The sequence below is a fragment of the Pseudomonas sp. C32 genome (assembly GCF_030417915.1).
In the GTDB taxonomy this organism is placed as follows: domain Bacteria; phylum Pseudomonadota; class Gammaproteobacteria; order Pseudomonadales; family Pseudomonadaceae; genus Aquipseudomonas.
In genome coordinates, this window is the sequence record NZ_JAUHUK010000021.1 from 20270 (window position 1) to 40585 (window position 20316).

Consider the following 20316-nt stretch of genomic DNA (forward strand, 5'->3'; position numbering starts at 1 on the left):
TCAATGCCGCACATTTTGATCGTCGAAGACGAAACCATTATCCGCTCCGCCTTGCGCCGCCTGCTGGAACGTAACCAGTACCAGGTCAGCGAAGCCGGTTCAGTGCAGGAAGCACAAGAACGCTTCACCATTCCCTCGTTCGACCTGATCGTCAGTGACCTGCGTCTGCCGGGCGCACCCGGCACGGAGCTGATCAAGCTTGCCCAGGGCACGCCGGTGCTGATCATGACCAGCTATGCCAGCCTGCGCTCGGCGGTCGATTCGATGAAAATGGGTGCGGTGGACTACATTGCCAAGCCGTTCGACCACGATGAAATGCTGCAAGCTGCTGCGCGAATCCTGCGCGACCGGCAATCGGCACAGACCGGTGCTGAGCCAGTGGCCGGCAAGGCCGTCAATGGCGCGGCGAAATCCGGAGCCGACAACAGCAACGGCGAAATCGGCATCATCGGTTCCTGTCCACCCATGCAGGACCTCTACGGCAAGATCCGCAAAGTCGCACCGACCGACTCAAACGTCCTGATCCAGGGCGAGTCCGGCACCGGTAAAGAGCTGGTGGCGCGCGCCCTGCACAACCTCTCCAAACGTGCCAAGGCACCGATGATTTCGGTGAACTGCGCGGCCATTCCGGAAAGCCTGATCGAGTCCGAACTGTTCGGCCACGAAAAAGGCGCATTCACCGGCGCCAGCGCCGGGCGTGCGGGTCTGGTGGAAGCAGCGGACGGCGGCACCTTGTTCCTCGATGAAATCGGCGAATTGCCACTGGAAGCCCAGGCGCGTCTGTTGCGCGTATTGCAGGAAGGCGAAATCCGCCGGGTCGGCTCGGTCCAGTCGCAAAAGGTCGATGTACGCCTGATTGCCGCGACTCACCGCGACCTCAAGAGCCTGGCGAAGATCGGCCAGTTCCGTGAAGACTTGTATTACCGCCTCCACGTAATCGCCCTGAAACTGCCGGCCCTGCGCGAGCGTGGTGCAGACGTCAACGAAATCGCCACTGCGTTCCTGGCGCGACAGAGTGCACGGATCAACCGCACGGACCTGAAGTTCGCCGCCGATGCCGAGCAAGCGATTCGTCACTACTCCTGGCCGGGTAACGTCCGCGAACTGGAAAATGCCGTCGAACGCGCCGTCATCCTGTGCGAGAGCCCGGAGATTTCCGCCGAGCTGCTGGGTATCGACATCGAACTGGGCGATCTGGAAGACGACGATTTCATCGGCCTGCCCCCGCAACAGGGTAACGGCAGCTCCAGTAACACCAACCATGAGCCAACCGAAGACTTGTCCCTGGAGGACTACTTCCAGCATTTCGTGCTCGAACATCAAGACCACATGACCGAAACCGAGCTGGCACGCAAACTCGGCGTCAGTCGCAAATGCCTGTGGGAGCGCCGTCAGCGCCTGGGCATACCGCGCCGCAAGACCGGGGTGACTAGCGAAAGCTGAACCGCACCTGTCTCATGTGCGGGTAACACAGGATTGTGTGAAAAAACTGTTACCTCAGCTTTTTCACGTAACAGAAGCCGGGGCTTACGGTAACGAAGCCCCGGCTTTTTTTCGCCTCCCAAAACCCCGCCTACCGACCTAACCCCTTGTTTTACTGGGCTTCACAAAAGTTGGCACGCACCCTGCTATATGTTTGGTACAAGAACAATAACAAGCAATGCACAAGACAATAAAAATAAGACGTATCGACTCACGCACAATAAAAACAAGACGGCGAGAGGCGCAGCTAACTGATTCTTTTGGAGAGGCGTTGTATTTGGGGCTAGCCCCACGACCAGGCTGAGAACAACAAAAAACTGTCCTAAGACAGAGCCTGTACTGGTTGGATCGAAAGATCACTGCAATTCAGCGACCAAAGCAATCCGTTTGCTCTTGGCTCCCGATTGGGAGGGCCATGAAGGAAAAGCTTCATGGCGTGGGCACTTAACAAAAACAAAAAGCCCGAAACCAAAAATAAAAATAGAGCATGCAACTACTTCTTGGGGAGCTTCGGCTCCCCTTGTGGTTTCTGCGATTCAAAGAAATCACCCAGCCCCCTGCAGGAGCGAGCATGCTCGCGAAAACTCATAGGCGCCGCTGGGCATCTGATTCCCCGCGTAATCGTTGACAACCATCGCGCGCATGCCCGCTCCTACAGGGTCATAACGCGTCGTCCTACACCATCCCCCGACTAAATGCTAGAATCCCCGCCCATCATGCGGTCATTCTTCTGGTATGGCCGAACATTCCTTCAAACAGTGCATCCCATGCTGAAGAAGCTGTTCCAGTCATTCCGTTCTCCAAAGCGTCATACGCAACACATTCGCAGTACGCCTGAAGTCCTCAACAGCGGCCAACACTCGCTGCAAAAGGCACAATTCAGCCGTTATGCGGTGAATATCGTCGAACGCCTGCAGAGCGCCGGATACCAGGCTTACCTGGTCGGCGGTTGCGTGCGCGACATGCTGCTGGGCATCACGCCGAAAGATTTCGACGTTGCCACCAGCGCCACCCCTGAACAGGTACGGGCCGAATTCCGCAATGCGCGGATCATCGGTCGCCGATTCAAGCTGGTGCATATTCACTTCGGACGCGAAATCATCGAAGTCGCGACCTTCCGCGCCAATCACCCGCAAAACGACGAAGAGGAAGACAGCAACCAGTCTTCCCGCAACGAGAGCGGGCGCATTTTGCGCGATAACGTCTACGGCACGCTGGAAGAAGACGCGCAACGTCGCGACTTCACCATCAACGCCCTGTATTACGATCCGGTCAGTGAGCGCATCCTCGACTACGCCAACGGCGTACACGACATCCGCAATCACTTGATCCGCCTGATCGGCGATCCGAAGCAGCGCTACCAGGAAGACCCGGTGCGGATGCTGCGGGCCGTGCGCTTCGCCGCCAAACTGAATTTCGGCATCGAGAAACACAGCGCCCAGCCCATCCGTGATCTGGCGCCGATGCTGCGCGAAATCCCGTCGGCCCGTCTGTTCGAGGAAGTGCTCAAACTGTTCCTCTCCGGCCATGCCGCCGATACGTTTGAAATGCTGGTCGACCTGCAACTGTTCGACCCGCTGTTCCCGGCCAGTGCCGAGGCGTTGGAGTACAACCCGACGTACACGCACACCTTGATCAGCGAAGCCCTGACAAACACCGACCTGCGGATCAAGCAGAACAAACCGGTGACGCCTGCGTTCCTGTTTGCGGCCCTGCTCTGGCCTGCCCTGCCGGCACGCGTTCTGCGTCTGCAAGAACGGGGCATGCCACCGATTCCGGCGATGCAGGAAGCGGCGCACGAGTTGATTGCCGAGCAGTGCCAGCGGATCGCGATTCCAAAACGCTTCACCATGCCGATCCGCGAGATCTGGGACATGCAGGAACGCCTGCCGCGCCGCAGTGGCAAGCGTGCCGATCTGTTGCTGGACAACCCGCGTTTCCGCGCCGGCTACGACTTCCTGCTGCTACGCGAAAGCGCAGGCGAGCAGACCGATGGCCTGGGCGAATGGTGGACCGACTATCAGGACGCCAATGAAAGCGAACGTCGCGACATGATCCGCGACCTCAGCGGCAAGGAAGACGGCACCGGGGCACCGCGCAAGCGCCGCCGCAGCGGTGGCTCCAAACGCAAACGCGCCGCTGGCGCTTCGAGCACCACGGGCGAGTAATCGATGGAACGCATTTACATCGGCATGGGCAGCAACCTCGCTGACCCCGCCGAACAGTTGCGCAGTGCCATCGATGCACTGGCGCAGTTGCCCCAGACTGAACTGGTCGGGGTTTCTGCGTTTTACCAAAGCGATTCGCTGCTGCCCGGCCAACCGCGTTACACCAACGCGGTCGCCGCGCTCGACAGCACCTTGGCGCCGCTGGCCCTGCTGGATGCCTTGCAGTCCATCGAAAACGAACAGGGCCGCGAACGCCTTGAACGCTGGGGCCCACGCACGCTGGACCTCGACATTGTGCTGTTTGGTGATCGTTTGATTGATGAGCCGCGCCTCAAAGTCCCGCACTACCATATGCAGGAACGGGCTTTCGTTCTGTATCCGCTGGCCGAGCTGGCACCTGCGGATCTGCGCCTGGCCGATGGCCGCACCTTGGCCGAACTGCTCAAGGCATGCCCGTTCGTCGGTCTGGAACGCCTCCCCCAGAATTGACCAAAATCCCCTGTGGGAGCGGGCTTGCGCGCGAAGCGGTGTATCCATCAACAAAAATGTTGAATGCGATGCCCCCTTCGCGAGCAAGCCCGCTTCCACGCTGGTCGCAGCTTCGACTGCTGAATCGCATCAGTTACCCCGGTAACACCTCACCCGTAACAATGCGGTAACACACGCAATTGACTTCCCTCGTTCTCCTCACGACTATAGGCGTCCCGCTGCCGTCAACACGGCTTTAAAGGGCGCAATCCAGGCCTTAAAAGCACGACAAAAGAACGTGCGCCTGTGTTTACCGAAGAATCACGCGCGTTACTCGCAGTAGTTTTCACAGCGCCTGAATGAGGAACTTTTCATGCCAGCCATCACCCTGACCACCCTGCAAGGTCTGAAGCAAAAAGGTGAGAAAATCACCATGCTGACCTGCTACGACGCAACCTTCGCCAACGCCTGCAATCAGGCGGGTGTCGAAGTGCTGCTGGTGGGCGACTCCCTCGGCATGGTTCTGCAGGGTCACGACAGCACCCTGCCCGTCACCACCGCGGAAATGGCTTACCACGTGGCCTGCGTCAAACGCGGTAACAGCGATGCCTTGATCCTCGCCGACCTGCCGTTCATGGCCTACGCCACCACCGAACAAGCCATGACCAACAGCGCCCTGTTGATGCAGGCCGGCGCGCACATGGTCAAGGTCGAAGGTGCTTTGTGGCTGGCCGACTCGATCCGCCTGCTGGCCGAACGTGGCATCCCGGTGTGCGCGCACATGGGCCTGACACCGCAATCGGTGAACATCCTCGGCGGGTACAAGGTTCAGGGCCGCAATGAAAACCAGGCGCGGCAGATGCGTGCAGACGCCATTTCCCTGGAACAGGCCGGCGCGGCAATGCTGCTGCTCGAATGCGTGCCCAGCGAACTGGCGGAAGAAATTACCCAAGCGGTGAGTATTCCCGTGATCGGGATCGGTGCCGGCAATCGCACTGACGGTCAGGTTCTGGTCTTGCACGACATGCTTGGCCTGTCCATTACCGGGCGCGTGCCAAAATTCGTGAAGAACTTCATGACCGGCCAAAGCACCATCGATGCGGCTTTGCGCGCCTATGTGACTGAAGTCAAATCAGCGACCTTCCCAGGTATCGAACACGGATTCTCTGCATGAACACCGTAAAAACCGTACGCGAACTGCGGGCCGCTGTGGCCCGCGCCCGCAACGAAGGCAAGCGTATCGGCTTCGTGCCGACCATGGGCAACCTGCACAGCGGTCACGTCGCATTGATTACCAAAGCAACCCAACGGGTGGATTTCGTGGTCGCGAGCATTTTCGTCAACCCGCTGCAGTTCGGTGCAGGCGAAGACCTCGACAAGTACCCGCGCACCCTCGCCGCCGATCAGGAAAAACTGCTTGAAGCCGGTTGCGACCTGTTGTTCGCACCCACCGTGGAAGAGATGTACCCCGACGGCATGGCCGGCCAGACCCGCGTCAGCGTCCCGCAATTGTCCGAAGGGTTGTGCGGTGCTAGCCGTCCCGGGCATTTCGAAGGTGTGGCGACGGTGGTCAGCAAGCTGTTCAACATGGTCCAGCCGGACCTGGCGATCTTCGGTCAGAAGGACTTCCAGCAACTGGCGGTGATTCGCGCGCTGGCGCATGACTTGAACATGCCAATTCAGATTATCGGCGAGCCGACCGTGCGTGCGGCTGATGGCCTGGCGCTGTCGTCGCGCAACGGGTTCCTGAGCGAAGAACAGCGGGCCGTGGCGCCGGTGGTTTATCGCACATTGAACGCGATTGCCGAGTCGATCAAACAGGGTGAGCGGGATTTCCCGGCGCTGATCAACACCCAGATCAAACAGCTCGAAGCGGCCGGCCTGCGTCCGGATTACCTGGAAGTTCGCCATGCCCTGACCTTGCGTCCGGCAACAGCGCAAGACCGCGATCTGGTGATTCTGGTGGCGGCGTTCCTCGGTACGACGCGGTTGATCGACAACCTGCACCTGAATCTCGACGCGCCAGCTTAAACACCGCAATCCCCTGGGGGAGCGAGCCGGCTCGCTCCCACCATTGGATCTGCGCCTGTTTCACATTTTATTGCCCCCACCAACCCTTCGGGCCATTTGCCCGCCGACCTGGGAAACACTCATGCACGCCATCATGCTCAAAGCCAAGCTGCATCGCGCTGAAGTCACTCACGCTGTCCTTGATTACGAAGGTTCCTGCGCCATCGACGGCGAATGGCTGGACCTGTCCGGTATCCGTGAGTACGAGCAAATCCAGATCTACAACGTCGACAACGGCGAACGTTTCACCACCTACGCCATTCGCGGTGAAGAAGGTTCGCGCATGATCTCGGTCAACGGCGCCGCTGCGCACAAAGCCAAGGTCGGCGATCGCGTAATCATCTGCGCTTACGCTCATTACAGCGAAGCCGAACTGCTCAACTTCAAGCCGCGCATGCTCTACATGGCGCCGGGTAACGAATTGAGTCACACCAGCAATGCCATTCCGGTCCAAGTTGCCTGAACCGAGCCGTGCCTGCTCCGTTTGTCGGACCATTCCTAACTTCGATGTTAAAAAAGTACCGAAAACGGGTCAGACAAAGTCAAGACAGATCATGGCGCGGGGGTTACTGTATCCGCCCTGCGCCATGAAATCGTGTCGACGCAGTTGACCGGGACGCCCACCCACAGCGTCTCGGGACTTTTAGTGTTCAAAAGGCCGTTCAAGTAAAAAGGAAACCCGCAGCGATGGCGTATTACCGCACCCCTCACGACGTGACCGCTCTGCCTGCCTGGCAAGCGTTGAAAGACCACCGCCAAGCCATGCAGGATTTCAGCATGCGGGAGGCCTTCAATGCCGACCCGCAGCGTTTCACTCAATTCACGCTCAGCAGCTGCGGACTGTTTCTCGACTATTCGAAGAACCTGATCAACGCCGAGACCCGCAACCTGCTGGTGGGCCTGGCCAACGAAGTCGACCTCAAGGGCGCGATCAAAGCGCTGTTCGACGGCGAAATCGTCAACTCCTCGGAAGGCCGCCCGGCCCTGCACACCGCCCTGCGCCGTCCTGTTGGCGACAAGCTGTCGGTCAACGGCGTCAACGTGATGCCTGAAGTGCACAAGGTGCTGAACCAGATCACCGACCTCGTCGGCCGGATCCATGACGGCCTGTGGCGCGGTTACACCGAGAAGCCGATCACCGACGTGGTGAACATCGGCATCGGTGGTTCCTTCCTCGGCCCGGAGCTGGTCTCCGAAGCGCTGTTGTCCTACGCCCAGAAAGGCGTGCGTTGCCACTATCTGGCGAACATCGACGGCAGCGAATTCCACGAACTGGCCATGAAGCTGCGTGCCGAGACCACGCTGTTCATCGTTTCGTCGAAATCCTTCAACACCCTCGAAACCCTGAAGAATGCCCAGGCCGCTCGCGCCTGGTATCTGGCCCAGGGTGGTTCGGAAGCCGAGCTGTACCGCCACTTCATCGCGGTATCGAGCAACAACGCCGCCGCCGTGGCGTTCGGCATCCGCGAAGAAAACATCTTCCCGATGTGGGACTGGGTCGGCGGGCGTTATTCGCTGTGGTCGGCCATCGGTTTGCCGATTGCCCTGGCCATCGGCATGTCGAACTTCAAGGAACTGCTGTCCGGTGCCTACACCATGGACCAGCACTTCCAGACCGCGCCATTCGAACAGAACATGCCGGTGCTGCTGGCCTTGCTCGGCGTGTGGTACGGCAACTTCTGGGGTGCGCAAAGCCATGCGATCCTGCCGTACGACCACTACTTGCGCAACATCACCAAGCACTTGCAACAGCTGGACATGGAATCCAACGGCAAGAGCGTGCGTCAGGATGGCACCCCGGTGTCCACTGACACCGGCCCGGTCATCTGGGGCGGCGTCGGCTGCAATGGTCAACACGCCTATCACCAGTTGCTGCACCAGGGCACCCAGCTGATCCCGGCCGACTTCATCGTGCCGATTGTCAGCTTCAACCCGGTGTCCGACCACCACCAATGGCTGTACGCCAACTGCCTGTCGCAGAGCCAGGCGCTGATGCTCGGCAAGACCCTTGCCGAAGCCGAAACCGAGCTGCGCGACAAAGGCTTGAGCGAAGACGAAGTACAAAAACTCGCGGCGCACAAGGTGATCCCGGGCAACCGTCCGAGCAACACCCTGGTGGTCGAACGCATCAGCCCTCGTCGCCTCGGCGCGCTGGTGGCGATGTACGAGCATAAAGTCTTCGTGCAGAGCGTGATCTGGGGCATCAACGCCTTCGACCAGTGGGGCGTGGAGCTGGGCAAAGAGCTGGGCAAAGGCGTCTACAACCGTCTGGTCGGCAGCGAAGAAACTCCGGCCGATGATGCCTCGACACAAGGCCTGATCAACTACTTCCGCGGTCGTCACCGCGGGTGATTTGATGGCTCGGCAGTAATGCACTCCTCTGTAGGAGCTGGCTTGCCAGCGAAGACGGTGTGTCAGTCCAATAAATATTGACTGAACCACCGCTTTCGCTAGCAAGCCAGCTCCTACGAGGGTCGCACAGCTCCCCTCTTGAACCCATTGACCTCTCGGCGCATCTTTATCTTTGTCGCAAAACAAAAATAAGGAACCGTCATGTTCGATATCAGCACGTTCCCCAAAGCCGATGCCGTCCGCCGGGCTGCACAATTGAGTCAAGACGACTACCACCGCCTCTACCGCGAATCTATCGAACACCCCAGCACCTTTTGGGCCGAACAGGCCACGCGCTTTCTCGACTGGAGCGCGCCATGGGATACCGTCCAGCGCTACAACCTGAAAACCGGCGAAGCCAGCTGGTTTGCCGGGGCGAAGCTGAACGTCAGCTACAACTGCATCGACCGCCATCTGCCAAAACGCGGCGATCAGATCGCGATCATCTGGGAAGGCGACGACCCTGCCGACTCCCGCTCGATCACCTACAAAACATTGCATGAAAACGTCTGCCGCCTGGCCAATGTGCTGAAAAGCCGTGGTGTGAAGAAAGGCGATCGCGTGTGCATCTACCTGCCGATGATCCCGGAAGCGGCTTACGCCATGCTCGCCTGCACCCGCATCGGCGCGGTGCACTCGGTCGTGTTTGGGGGCTTCTCGCCCGACTCCGTGCGCGACCGCATTCTCGACGCCGACTGCCAGACCGTCATCACCGCCGACGCTGGCGTACGGGGCGGAAAACCCGTACCACTCAAAGAGAAAGTCGACAAGGCGCTGCAAAGTTGCCCTAACGTCAGCACTGTCATCGTCGTCGAGCACAGCCAGAGTGAAGTGAACTGGATCGAAGGCCGTGACATCCGCTATCACCAGGCCCTGCGCGACGTCAGCGCCGATTGCCCGCCTGAGCCGATGGACGCCGAGGACCCGCTGTTCATCCTCTACACCTCGGGCAGCACCGGTAAACCCAAAGGCGTGTTGCACACCACCGGTGGCTACCTGTTGCAAGCGGCGATGACTTTCAAATACGTGCTGGACTACCGCGACGGCGAGGTCTTCTGGTGCACCGCCGATGTCGGCTGGGTCACGGGGCACAGCTACATCGTCTACGGCCCGCTGGCCAACGGCGCCACTACGCTGATCTTTGAAGGCGTGCCGAGTTACCCGAGCACGTCACGCTTCTGGCAGGTGATCGACAAGCACAAGGTGAACATTTTCTACACCGCCCCGACCGCTTTGCGCTCCCTGATGAGAGAGGGCCCGGAGCCATTGAAGCAAACGTCACGCGCCAGCGTCAGGCTGCTCGGTACCGTCGGCGAGCCGATCAATCCAGAAGCGTGGGAATGGTATTTCCATGCGGTCGGCGAAGAGCGTTGCCCAATTGTCGATACCTGGTGGCAGACCGAAACCGGCGGCATCATGCTCAGCCCGTTGGTCAGCGCGCAACGGATCAAACCGGGTTGCGCCACACAACCGATGTTCGGCGTACAACCGGTGTTGCTCGACGAACAGGGCAAGGAAATCAAAGGCGCCGGCAGCGGCGTGCTGGCGATCAAATCCAGCTGGCCCGCGCAAATCCGCAGCGTCTACGGTGACCCGCAGCGCATGGTCGATACCTACTTCAAGCCCTACCCCGGTTACTACTTCACTGGCGATGGCGCGCGGCGCGATGAAGATGGCGACTACTGGATCACCGGGCGCATCGACGATGTGATCAACGTGTCCGGCCACCGCATCGGCACCGCCGAAGTGGAAAGCGCCCTGGTGTTGCACGAGAGCATCGCCGAGGCCGCTGCGGTCGGCTATCCCCACGACATCAAGGGTCAGGGCATCTATGCCTTCGTCACGCCCATGAACGGCGTCGAAACCAATGATGAACTGAAGAAAGAACTGCTGGCTCTGGTCAGCAATGAAATCGGCAGCTTCGCCAAACCGGATTTGATCCAATGGGCGCCAGCCTTGCCGAAAACCCGTTCAGGCAAGATCATGCGGCGTATCCTGCGCAAGATTGCCTGCAATGAACTCGACAGCCTGGGCGACACCTCGACCCTGGCCGATCCAAGCGTGGTGCAAGGCCTGATCGATAAACGCCTGAATCAATGACGTGCTGCCTTCTGCAGGAGCGAGTTCACTCGCGAGGGACTAAAGCGCACCGCGTATATTCAGGAAGCACGCGTTATCGTTAACGTCCATCGCGAGCATGCTCGCTCCTGCAGGTTCATTTATGGAATTCATCCGCACCCGCATCGAAACCCAGATCATGAGCCTGACCGGTTTGTCCCTCGGCCAGCTCGATCTGGAAAACCCCAAGGGCGATCCCGGCCTGTTCGGACCAGATTCGGTGAGCTGGCAAGTTCACGGCGACTTCAGCAGCATGCTGATCGGCGGCATCAGCGCCTTGATGCTGCAAGCCTTGCATCCGTTGGCGCTGGCCGGGGTCTGGGACCATTCGAATTTTCGCGAAGACATGCTCGGTCGCCTGCGCCGCACCGGGCAATTCATCTCCGGCACGACCTTTGGCTCGCGCCAGGACGCCGACTGGTTGATCGAGAAAGTCCGCACCATTCACCTGCAAGTGACCGGCACGGCGCCGGATGGGCGCCCTTATGCGGCCAGCGATCCTGACCTGTTGACCTGGGTGCACGTGGCCGAGGTCAGTAACTTTCTAGCCGCACACCTGCGCTATCGCAATCCGCATTTGTCCCTCGCGGATCAGGATCGTTATTACGCAGAAATCGCGCTGGTTGCAGAACGCTTGGGTGCCCGGAATGTGCCGCGGTCGCGGCAGGAAATATCCGAATACCTTGAGCGCATTCGCCCGCAACTGCTGTGCGACGAACGCAGTCGCGAAGTGCTGCGCCTGCTGTTGAACGCCCCCTCCCCCAGTCGCTTGGCCAAGCCTTTCGGCGGGTTGATGATGCAGGCCGGGATCGACCTGCTGCCGGACTGGGCCAGCGACATGCTCGGCGTCAGCCAGAACCCTTTGCAACGCAAATTGATCCGCGCCAGCGTCAATCGCAGTGTGCCGATGTTGCGTTGGGCGGTGCGTAATGGGTCAGTCCATCGTGCTAAACGGCGGATGGGGTTGCTGACCTGAACACAGCACTTTGGCTGTGATCACTCTGTGGCAAGCCCCTCATCCCAGCCCCACAGTGTTAAACTCCCGCGCCCAAATCCTCCTGCAAGGCGCCCAGCATGTCTTCCTTGAATCAGGCGCTGCGCGCCGCCCTCGATCATCGCCAGGACCTGCTTACCGAACTGCATCAGCAGGGCACCGACTGCTATCGCTTGTTTCACGGCAGCCAGGAAGGCGCCGGCGGTCTGACCATCGACCGCTACGGCCCGCAACTGCTGATACAGAGCTTCCACCAGCCGCTGGAGCGCGAGGCGCTGCTGCAACTGCACGAGACGATCAACCAACACCTGGGCCTCGACTTGCTGCTGGTCTACAACGACCGTTCCCGTGGCAACTCACGCATCGACCGCGAAGACATCGTCTATCGTGCCGACGATGCCGCCCTGCAAGACCTGATCGGTCACGAGTGGGGCCTCAACTATCGGGTTCGCGGGCGCCATGCCGGTCAGGATCCGCTGCTGTTCCTCGACCTGCGCAACACTCGCGGCTGGGTCAAGGATCACAGTAAAAACAAAAGTGTGTTGAACCTGTTTGCCTACACCTGCGGTGTCGGTCTCAGCGCGGCGGCCGGTGGCGCCCGCGAGGTGTGCAACCTGGACTTCGCCGAAGGCAATCTGGCGGTCGGCCGGGAAAACGGTCTGCTGAACCCGCAATTGCCCACCATGGAATTCATCCAGTCCGACTACTTTCCGGCGATTCGCCAATTGGCGGGACTGCCGATCAGCCAGCGTCGCGGGCAAAAACTGCCGACCTATCAACGCCTGGAACAACGCCAGTACGATCTGGTTTTGCTCGACCCGCCCGCTTGGGCCAAGAGCGCGTTCGGTACTGTCGACTTGCTGCGCGACTATCAGAGCCTGCTGAAACCGGCACTGTTGAGCACTGCCGAAAACGGCGTGCTGATCTGCTGCAACAACCTGGCAAAAGTCAGCATGGACGATTGGCGCGAGCAGGTCCTGCGCTGCGCAGAGAAAGCCGGGCGGCCCGTCCGGGAGTGGACGGTGATGAAACCGGGCGGTGATTTCCCGTCGTTGGATCAGCAGCCACCGCTGAAAACCCTGATTCTTCAGCTGTGATGGCTGTGGGATAAATCTGAAGTTTCCTGAACTTGGCAATTGCTTTGGAACCGGATTCGCATGCCATACTCCAAGGCACTCCGATTCAGACAGATGAAGCCACACATGCCCAAAGGATTGATTCGCGCCATCGGCGCCTTGTTGACTGCTCTGGCCCTCTACAGCTTGCTGGGCTTTCTGATTTTGCCGGGTGTTGCGTTACGCATTGCCAATCAGCAACTGGCCAACTATGCCAACACGCCCGCCACCCTCCAGCGGATCGAGCTCAATCCGTTCAGCCTTGAGCTGACTCTCTGGGGCTTGAACATCGGTGAACCGGGCAAGGAGCAGGTCGGTTTCGAACGCCTGTACGCCAACCTGCAGATCGACAGCCTCTGGACCAAAGCGCTGCACCTGTCCGATGTCGAACTGGACAAAGCCAAGACAGAAATCCTGTTCGCCAAGGACGGCAAGCTCAATCTGCTCGGTTTGTTCAAGGTGCCTGCGAGTGAGCCGACGCCCGCCGACCCGGATGCCAAGCCGTTTCCGCTGCGCATCGAACGAATCAAATTCGCCGGTGGTGCCGTGCATTTCGAAGATGCCCGTCCCAGCGAACCCATCGAATTCCTCTACGACACACTCGATTTCGAGTTGAAAAACCTCAGCACCCTGCCCGAAGACAGCGCCGACATGACCTTGATGGCCATCGGCCCCAACGGCGGACAGATCGACTGGACCGGCAACTTCAGCCTGATCCCGCTCGCCTCCGAAGGTAAGCTGAAAATCACCGATGGCAAGATGAAAGCCTTCTGGCCCTACGTGCGCGATGCCGTGCCCCTGGACCTCGAAAGCGGCATTCTCAGCATCAGCACCGACTACAAACTCAACCTGTCCAAGGAAACCGAGCTGTTGCTGAGCAATGTCTCGGCCACCATTGCCCCTTTCGCCATCAAGGCCCCGGACGGTCGTCCGCTGGTGAAGCTAGAGCGTCTGGATATCAGTGAAACCACCGTGGACCTGGCAAAGCAGCAAGTGGTGGTCGGCAAGATCCGCAGCAACAAGCTGGAGACCTGGGCTGCACTGGAGTCCGACGGTCAGCTCGACTGGCAGAAACTCTTCGCCAGCCAGCCCTCCAAAGCGGCCGCCAAGGCCGACGCCGAACCGGCTACCGCGCCAGCCGCCGCCGACTCACCAGCCCCTGAATCGGCTGCCCCGGACAAGCCTTGGCAAGTGCTGCTCAAGGACGTGCAACTGCGCGATTACAAAGTGCATCTGGCGGACCGCAAGGCGCAACCCGCCGTGGAGCTGGAACTGGCGCCGCTGAACATCGACCTCGAAGGTTTTGACAGCCTCAATGGCTCGCCTTTCAAGCTCAGGCTCGATACCGGCGTGGGCAAGCAAGGCAAAATCATGGCCGACGGCGAGGTCAACCTCGCTCCGGTCAGTGCCAAACTCAATGTGCAAACCAAGGACATCGACCTGCGTGTCGCCCAGTCCTACATCAATCCATTCATTCGCCTCGAATTGCGCAGCGGCATGCTCGGCAGCAATCTGGCGGTCAACCTCAAGAGCACCGAACCGCTGGCCTTGAGCGTCACCGGCCGTGCCCAGATCGATCAGTTGCATACCCTGGACACCCTGAAAACCCGCGACTTCCTCAAGTGGCAGCAAGTGGTGGTCGAGGGCCTGAATTATCAGCACGGCGACAGTCTGTCGATCGACAAGATCAACCTGCTGCAGCCTTACGCGCGTTTCATGATCAACGATGACCGCACCACCAACATCGATGATTTGTTGATCCCCCAACCGGCCGACTCGGGCACCAAGGCGACCGCCGCCAAACCCGCCAGCAAAGAAAAACCGCTGGGCATCCACATCGGCGGCATTGCCATCAACGACGGCTCGGCCAACTTTGCCGACTTCAGCCTGACACCGAACTTCGCCACCGCCATCCAGCAGCTCAACGGGCAAATTGGCACCATCGACAGTCGCCAGGCAAAACCGGCCAGTGTGGACATCAAAGGCAAGGTCGATCGCTATGCGCCGGTGACCATCAAGGGCGCGGTCAACCCGTTCGACCCGATGGCCAGCCTCGACATCGCGACCAGTTTCAAACGGGTGGAATTGACCACGCTGACGCCTTACTCGGGCAAGTTCGCCGGTTACCGTATCCGCAAGGGTCGACTCAATCTTGACCTGCATTACCTGATCACCAACGGCCAGCTCAAGGCTGAGAACAAAGTGGTGGTCGAGCAACTGCAACTGGGTGAAAAAGTCGACAGCCCGGATGCCGTCAGCCTGCCATTGAAGTTGGCCATCGCCTTGCTCAAGGACGTCGACGGCAAGATTTCCATCGAGTTGCCCGTCACCGGCGACCTGAACAATCCACAGTTCAGCGTTATGCCGATTGTCTGGCAAACCCTGCGCAACCTGATCGTCAAAGCAGCGGCAGCGCCCTTCAAAATGATCGGCGGATTGGTCAATGGTGGTGGTTCAGAGGATCTGGGTACTGTCTCGTTCGCACCGGGCACAAGCGACCTGAGCAAGGATGCTGAAGGCGCCCTGGACAAGCTGGCCAGCGCGCTCAAAGAGCGTCCGGCCCTGCGCCTGGAAATCGAGGGCACTGCGGCCAAGAGCAGCGATGGCCCATTGATCGCCGAGCAACGTCTGGAACGGGAATACCAGTACAACTACTACAAAATGCTCCAGCGCCGTGGCGACAAGGTTCCCGCGCAGGCTTCGTTGCTGGAAGTACCGGACAGTGAAAAAGGCCCGCTTCTGGAAGGCATCTTCCGCATCCGTCTGAAGACCCAGCCGCTGCCGGAATGGAAGGATCTGGGCAAGGAAGAACGCACAGCAAAAATGCGAGCCGAAGTGATCAAGTTCTGGAGTTCGAGCGATGTGCTGTTGCGTCAACTGGGCCAGGAACGTGCCAGCAGCATCAAGGATTATCTGGTCGACAAGGGCAAACTGGAAGATGACCGGGTGTACTTCATCGATGCCAATCTGGGCGAGGCCGAAAGTGACGGCCGGGTGATTACACCGATGCATCTCGACGCGGAGTGAGACCCCCAACATAAATGTGGGAGCGAGCTTGTTCGCGATGGCTGACTGACATTCAACACATACGTTGAATGAAAGACCGCTTTCGCGAGCAAGCCCGCTCCCACAGGGTTGTATGTTGAGTCTTCCAGACTTGCCTTACTGGGCTTTCAGGCCGTCAGCAGAAACCGCTTGGACGCCTTGGATTTTCTTGGTGATCGCCACGGCGGTGTTTTTTTGCGCATCAGTGACCGCAACGGTGGACGACAGGGACACCACGCCTTTGTTGGTTTCAACTTTGATGTCGCTGCCTGGAATGCCTTTTTCAGTCATCAGGTCGGCTTTGACTTTGGTGGTGATCCAGGTATCGGAAGTAGCTTCCTTCGCTTCGGTCACTTCACCGGCAGCCAGCACCATTGGCGACTGGGTAGCCTGGGTGGTTTGAGCAAAGGCAGTGTTGGCCAGGGTCAGGGTCAGCGCGGTAGCAGCAGCGGCAGTGATAGCGAACTTCTTCATACGAGTAACTCCTGTTTTTCGGAAAAGTCTGCCGGGTGTCATGTCAGCAGGGTTACCGGAGATATTGCGAACGGTGTGCCAACTTTTCACATCGATAAAAAATCATAAAAATCAAATACTTAACAAAACAGGCTTTTTTCGAAATCATGCAAAATGCATGACTCGCTCAAACACTGCATGCAAGTTGCGGCTTTGGGGAAAGTTCCTAAGCTCATGAATTTTTTGAGCTTTTCTTCATAAATGAGATGAGTTCTCGGCAGACAACATAACCTGCGATCACTCGCACTCCTGCAGGCGCGAGCTCGCTCGCGATGGACTCAAGATCGCCGCGTTTAACCCGTTCACGCGTTATCGTTAACGACCACCACAAGCAAGCTCACGCCCACAAAGGAAGTGCATCAGGTCGCAGAACCGATGCAACCCTTAGGCACATAATCCTGCGCAACCGTGCTCGCGCATGACCAACCGGTGGTGCCGTCCCGGGTCAGGGTAATGGTTTTGCCCTGAACCTGGCCGGGTGCGTTCTGCAGCGTGCAAACAATCGAACCGGCACCCGACGCGGCAACACCTGTCACCGTCAGCGCGCAGTTGCTGGTCGAGGTCCCGCCACCCGGCACCACATTAGCCGTCGCCGGCGTACCGCCCTGATTGATCACATCCTCGAACGGAACCTTCATCGCGGAAATTTCGGCCAGCCCGGCCGTGACTTTGGCCCGCGCCTGATACTTGGAATACATCGGCAAAGCAAAGGTCGCCAGGATCCCGATGATCGCCACGACGATCAGCAGCTCGATCAAGGTAAAACCTCTTTGGTCGTTCATAGAAAGCTCCGTGCATGAGTCGAAATCTCATGATCTGACGTTACGGAGCACAGGTTGTGCCAAGCCGCCGGTCCCGTGTTGGCGAGGAATGCGGCCCGCACAACGCTCTTTCCTACCCCCAGGATCCGCACTATCTGACGCTTTTTGTCACCTGACCGACGTGGGTTGGGCTTCATCGTTTGACTAGGCTATAAGTCTCGCGGGGCAGTGTTAAATCAACCGGGTCACCAAGGGCGGAACATGGCGGTCAAGGCAGCAAAAATCAGTGTGTACGCCTGGGAAGGTACGGACCGCAAAGGCACGAAAGTCACCGGCGAGCTCAACGGGCAGGCCCCCGCGCTGATCAAGGCGCAATTGCGCAAGCAAGGCATCACCCCGGGCAAGGTGCGCAAGAAAACGCCGTCGCTTTTCAGCATGGGCAAGCGCATCAACGCCCGGGACATTGCGCTGTTCACCCGGCAAATGGCGACGATGATGAAGGCCGGCGTGCCGTTGCTGCAGTCGTTCGACATCATCGCTGAAGGCTTCGATAACCCGGCCATGCGCAGCCTCGTGGACGATTTGAAACAAGACGTCGCGGCCGGAAATAGCTTCGCCGCTGCCCTGCGCAAGAAACCTCAATATTTCGATGATCTGTACTGCAACCTGGTGGACGCCGGTGAGCAGGCCGGCGCCCTGGACACCCTGCTGGAGCGCGTTGCGACCTACAAGGAAAAAAGCGAGAGCCTCAAGGCCAAGATCAAGAAAGCCATGACCTACCCGCTGGTGGTGGTGTTAGTTGCGGCCATTGTCACCGGGATTCTCCTGGTCAACGTGGTGCCGCAGTTCGAATCCGTATTCAAGGGCTTTGGCGCTGAACTGCCGGCGTTCACGGTGATGGTCATCGGCCTGTCGCAATTCATGCAGGCCTGGTGGTGGGCGGTGCTTGGCGGCTTGCTCAGTGCGGTCTTCGGTGTGCGCCACGCGGTCAAGACGTCCCGGGGCTTTCGCGAGCGAATGGACGCCTGGCTGCTGAAGCTGCCGCTGGTGGGCACCTTGATGTACAAGTCCGCCGTGGCCCGGTTCGCCCGCACGTTGTCGACCACCTTCGCCGCTGGCGTGCCGCTGGTGGAGGCCTTGGGGTCCGTGGCCGGCGCGACCGGCAACATCGTGTTCAAGCGTGCCGTGCTGCGCATCAAACAAGACATTTCGACCGGTATGCAATTGAATTTCGCCATGCGCACAAGCGGTGTGTTTCCGAGCATGGCGATTCAAATTACCGCCATCGGTGAAGAGTCCGGCGCGCTGGACGCTATGCTCGACAAGGTCGCCGGGTTCTACGAGGACGAGGTCGACAACATGGTCGATAACCTCACCAGTCTGATGGAGCCATTCATCATGGTGGTCCTGGGTGTTATCGTCGGCGGACTGGTAGTTGCCATGTACCTGCCCATCTTCCAACTCGGCTCAGCGATCTGACATGCCCTTGAACGACATTCTGACGTTTCACCCGCAGGCCTTCGTCATCGTTGCCGGGCTGATCGGCCTGCTGGTCGGCAGTTTCCTCAATGTGGTGATCTGGCGCCTGCCGAAAATGCTCGAACGCGACTGGCGCATGCAAGCCCATGACATTCTCGGGCTGGCCGATGAACCATCGCTGCCGACCTACAACCTGATGCTGCCGCATTCTGAATGCCCGCACTGCGGACACCGGATCCGCGCTTGGGAAAACATTCCGCTGCTCAGTTTTCTGTTTCTGCGGGGACGCTGCTCGGCCTGCTCGGCACCGATCAGCAAACGCTATCCGCTGACTGAACTGGCCTGCGCCCTGTTATCGGCCTTCATCGCCTGGCATTTCGGGTTCGGATGGGCGGCTTGCATGGTGCTGGTCTTGACCTGGGGCTTGCTGGCGATGAGCCTGATTGATGCCGAACATCAGATACTGCCGGATGTTCTGGTACTGCCATTGATGTGGCTGGGGCTGATCGTCAACAGCTTTGGCCTGTTCGTGCCATTGCAAACCGCGCTATGGGGCGCAATCGCTGGCTATACGACGCTGTGGTCGATGTTCTGGCTGTTCAGGCTGATCACCGGCAAGGACGGCATGGGTCACGGCGATTTCAAGCTGTTGGCGATGCTGGGGGCCTGGGGAGGCTGGCAGATCCTGCCGATGACCATCCTGTTGTCCTCGCTGGTGGGGGCCATTCTGGGGTTGATCAGCCTGCGCCTTCGCAACGAAAAAACCTCGACGCCGATCCCTTTTGGCCCCTATCTGGCAATTGCCGGCTGGATTGCCTTGCTCTGGGGTGGTCAAATAACCGGCTTCTATTGGCAGTCTGTCGGTTTGAAATGAATACCCCTGTGGAAAAACCCTGGATTCTCGGTCTGACCGGCGGCATCGGCAGCGGCAAAAGCGCGGCCGCCCAACACTTCATCGACTTGGGCGTGCACGTGGTCGACGCCGATCATGCTGCCCGCTGGGTGGTGGAGCCGGGGCGTCCGGCACTGGTGCAAATCGCCGAACACTTTGGCCCCGGCGTGCTGCAAGCCGATGGGCAACTGGACCGCGCCGCACTGCGCAAGCTGATCTTTGAAGTGCCGGATGAACGCCTTTGGCTGGAAGCCTTGCTGCATCCGCTGATCGGCGAGGAGATTGCTCACCACCTGGCGCAGGCAAAATCACCGTATGCGATCCTGGTTTCGCCACTGCTGATCGAGTCCGGACAGTACGCCATGACGCAGCGAGTGCTGGTCATCGATGCTCCCGAACAGCTCCAGATCGAACGCACCCGTCAGCGTGACCAGACCAGTGAACAGCAAGTCCAGGCGATCCTCAAGGTGCAGTCCAGCCGTCAGGATCGCGTGAGCCATGCCGACGACGTCGTGGTCAATGACCGTGACCTCGTCTGGCTGCACAGCGAGGTCGAACGCCTGCATCACTTTTATCTTACTTTGCGTGGAGGCCAGTCATGAGCCAACCAACAACCGTCGAATGCCCGACCTGCGGCGCCCCTGTGGAATGGACTGCCGAAAGCAAATTCCGGCCCTTCTGCTCCGACCGTTGCAAACTGATCGACCTGGGCGCCTGGGCGTCGGAAGAACACAAAATCCCGGTGGCACCCGATGCCGAGGACGAAATGTTCAGCGGTGATTTCGACCCGCGTCACTGATCCATCGAGTGGGCGATCCCA

17 protein-coding genes are annotated in these 20316 nt (G+C 59.3%); 15 read left to right on the top strand and 2 right to left on the bottom strand.

What is annotated here, in order from left to right; translation table 11 throughout:
- Positions 1-3 precede the first annotated feature (3 nt).
- The 11 genes from QYH43_RS21780 to QYH43_RS21830 all read left to right on the top strand — a co-directional run bounded on the left by QYH43_RS21780 (position 4) and on the right by QYH43_RS21830 (position 15833).
- The gene (locus QYH43_RS21780; RefSeq protein ID WP_095061380.1) at positions 4-1443 is read left to right on the top strand and encodes a sigma-54 dependent transcriptional regulator; all 1440 of its coding nucleotides are present in this window, start codon (positions 4-6) and stop codon (positions 1441-1443) included.
- An 806-nt stretch (positions 1444-2249) separates the two neighbouring features.
- Positions 2250-3650: a polynucleotide adenylyltransferase PcnB gene (locus tag QYH43_RS21785; protein ID WP_301158068.1), complete on the top strand. Its 1401-nt coding sequence runs from the start codon at positions 2250-2252 to the stop codon at positions 3648-3650.
- 3 nt (positions 3651-3653) lie between these two features.
- The gene (gene folK, locus QYH43_RS21790) at positions 3654-4139 is read left to right on the top strand and encodes a 2-amino-4-hydroxy-6-hydroxymethyldihydropteridine diphosphokinase (protein ID WP_095061374.1); all 486 of its coding nucleotides are present in this window, start codon (positions 3654-3656) and stop codon (positions 4137-4139) included.
- A gap of 352 nt (positions 4140-4491) precedes the next feature.
- Positions 4492-5292 (top strand): 3-methyl-2-oxobutanoate hydroxymethyltransferase, encoded by an 801-nt coding sequence (gene panB / locus QYH43_RS21795; RefSeq protein ID WP_095061372.1) that lies wholly within the window; start codon positions 4492-4494, stop codon positions 5290-5292.
- Complete coding sequence (gene panC, locus QYH43_RS21800) at positions 5289-6149, top strand: pantoate--beta-alanine ligase (protein WP_301158069.1); 861 nt, start codon at positions 5289-5291, stop codon at positions 6147-6149. Before panB ends, panC begins: the two co-directional genes overlap by 4 nt.
- Positions 6150-6270: 121 nt before the next feature.
- Positions 6271-6651 carry an aspartate 1-decarboxylase gene (gene panD / locus QYH43_RS21805; protein ID WP_003228271.1) on the top strand — a complete coding sequence of 127 codons (381 nt, stop codon included), beginning with the start codon at positions 6271-6273 and terminating at the stop codon, positions 6649-6651.
- A gap of 224 nt (positions 6652-6875) precedes the next feature.
- Complete coding sequence (gene pgi, locus QYH43_RS21810) at positions 6876-8540, top strand: glucose-6-phosphate isomerase (RefSeq protein WP_095061368.1); 1665 nt, start codon at positions 6876-6878, stop codon at positions 8538-8540.
- Positions 8541-8741: 201 nt separating this feature from the next.
- Positions 8742-10679, top strand: coding sequence for an acetate--CoA ligase (gene acs / locus QYH43_RS21815; protein WP_095061366.1), 1938 nt, complete (start codon positions 8742-8744; stop codon positions 10677-10679).
- A gap of 121 nt (positions 10680-10800) precedes the next feature.
- The gene (locus tag QYH43_RS21820) at positions 10801-11673 is read left to right on the top strand and encodes an oxygenase MpaB family protein (protein ID WP_095061364.1); all 873 of its coding nucleotides are present in this window, start codon (positions 10801-10803) and stop codon (positions 11671-11673) included.
- 98 nt (positions 11674-11771) lie between these two features.
- Positions 11772-12788: a class I SAM-dependent rRNA methyltransferase gene (locus QYH43_RS21825; RefSeq protein ID WP_301158070.1), complete on the top strand. Its 1017-nt coding sequence runs from the start codon at positions 11772-11774 to the stop codon at positions 12786-12788.
- Positions 12789-12848: 60 nt separating this feature from the next.
- Positions 12849-15833, top strand: a complete 2985-nt coding sequence (locus QYH43_RS21830; protein ID WP_301158071.1) for a DUF748 domain-containing protein — start codon at positions 12849-12851, stop codon at positions 15831-15833.
- Positions 15834-15968: 135 nt separating this feature from the next.
- Here the strand turns inward: QYH43_RS21830 and QYH43_RS21835 are convergent, their stop codons facing one another.
- The gene (locus tag QYH43_RS21835; RefSeq protein WP_301158072.1) at positions 15969-16325 is read right to left on the bottom strand and encodes a BON domain-containing protein; all 357 of its coding nucleotides are present in this window, start codon (positions 16323-16325) and stop codon (positions 15969-15971) included.
- Positions 16326-16723: 398 nt separating this feature from the next.
- On the bottom strand, positions 16724-17146 hold the full coding sequence (locus tag QYH43_RS21840; protein WP_095057140.1) for a pilin: 423 nt from the start codon (positions 17144-17146) through the stop codon (positions 16724-16726).
- A gap of 240 nt (positions 17147-17386) precedes the next feature.
- Between QYH43_RS21840 and QYH43_RS21845 the strand changes: the two genes are divergently transcribed.
- From QYH43_RS21845 to yacG, 4 genes are read left to right on the top strand one after another with little or no spacing between them, the layout of a single operon-like run.
- Positions 17387-18604, top strand: a complete 1218-nt coding sequence (locus tag QYH43_RS21845; RefSeq protein ID WP_301158073.1) for a type II secretion system F family protein — start codon at positions 17387-17389, stop codon at positions 18602-18604.
- 1 nt (position 18605) lies between these two features.
- Positions 18606-19478, top strand: coding sequence for an A24 family peptidase (locus QYH43_RS21850; protein ID WP_301158074.1), 873 nt, complete (start codon positions 18606-18608; stop codon positions 19476-19478).
- On the top strand, positions 19475-20098 hold the full coding sequence (gene coaE / locus QYH43_RS21855; protein ID WP_301158075.1) for a dephospho-CoA kinase: 624 nt from the start codon (positions 19475-19477) through the stop codon (positions 20096-20098). The genes QYH43_RS21850 and coaE overlap by 4 nt, the downstream gene beginning before the upstream one ends.
- Positions 20095-20295, top strand: coding sequence for a DNA gyrase inhibitor YacG (yacG, locus tag QYH43_RS21860; protein WP_007970539.1), 201 nt, complete (start codon positions 20095-20097; stop codon positions 20293-20295). The genes coaE and yacG overlap by 4 nt, the downstream gene beginning before the upstream one ends.
- Positions 20296-20316 lie beyond the last annotated feature (21 nt).

What these genes read in the sequence shown, in the direction of transcription:
- panB (WP_095061372.1), top strand. Translation starts at nt 4,492, where the DNA reads ATGCCAGCCATCACCCTGACCACCCTGCAAGGTCTGAAGCAAAAAGGT.
- QYH43_RS21820 (WP_095061364.1), top strand. Translation starts at nt 10,801, where the DNA reads ATGGAATTCATCCGCACCCGCATCGAAACCCAGATCATGAGCCTGACC.
- QYH43_RS21785 (WP_301158068.1), top strand. Translation starts at nt 2,250, where the DNA reads ATGCTGAAGAAGCTGTTCCAGTCATTCCGTTCTCCAAAGCGTCATACG.
- QYH43_RS21780 (WP_095061380.1), top strand. Translation starts at nt 4, where the DNA reads ATGCCGCACATTTTGATCGTCGAAGACGAAACCATTATCCGCTCCGCC.
- QYH43_RS21845 (WP_301158073.1), top strand. Translation starts at nt 17,387, where the DNA reads ATGGCGGTCAAGGCAGCAAAAATCAGTGTGTACGCCTGGGAAGGTACG.
- panC (WP_301158069.1), top strand. Translation starts at nt 5,289, where the DNA reads ATGAACACCGTAAAAACCGTACGCGAACTGCGGGCCGCTGTGGCCCGC.
- QYH43_RS21830 (WP_301158071.1), top strand. Translation starts at nt 12,849, where the DNA reads ATGCCATACTCCAAGGCACTCCGATTCAGACAGATGAAGCCACACATG.
- pgi (WP_095061368.1), top strand. Translation starts at nt 6,876, where the DNA reads ATGGCGTATTACCGCACCCCTCACGACGTGACCGCTCTGCCTGCCTGG.
- QYH43_RS21825 (WP_301158070.1), top strand. Translation starts at nt 11,772, where the DNA reads ATGTCTTCCTTGAATCAGGCGCTGCGCGCCGCCCTCGATCATCGCCAG.
- QYH43_RS21835 (WP_301158072.1), bottom strand. Translation starts at nt 16,325, where the DNA reads ATGAAGAAGTTCGCTATCACTGCCGCTGCTGCTACCGCGCTGACCCTG.
- acs (WP_095061366.1), top strand. Translation starts at nt 8,742, where the DNA reads ATGTTCGATATCAGCACGTTCCCCAAAGCCGATGCCGTCCGCCGGGCT.
- QYH43_RS21850 (WP_301158074.1), top strand. Translation starts at nt 18,606, where the DNA reads ATGCCCTTGAACGACATTCTGACGTTTCACCCGCAGGCCTTCGTCATC.
- QYH43_RS21840 (WP_095057140.1), bottom strand. Translation starts at nt 17,146, where the DNA reads ATGAACGACCAAAGAGGTTTTACCTTGATCGAGCTGCTGATCGTCGTG.
- yacG (WP_007970539.1), top strand. Translation starts at nt 20,095, where the DNA reads ATGAGCCAACCAACAACCGTCGAATGCCCGACCTGCGGCGCCCCTGTG.
- coaE (WP_301158075.1), top strand. Translation starts at nt 19,475, where the DNA reads ATGAATACCCCTGTGGAAAAACCCTGGATTCTCGGTCTGACCGGCGGC.
- folK (WP_095061374.1), top strand. Translation starts at nt 3,654, where the DNA reads ATGGAACGCATTTACATCGGCATGGGCAGCAACCTCGCTGACCCCGCC.
- panD (WP_003228271.1), top strand. Translation starts at nt 6,271, where the DNA reads ATGCACGCCATCATGCTCAAAGCCAAGCTGCATCGCGCTGAAGTCACT.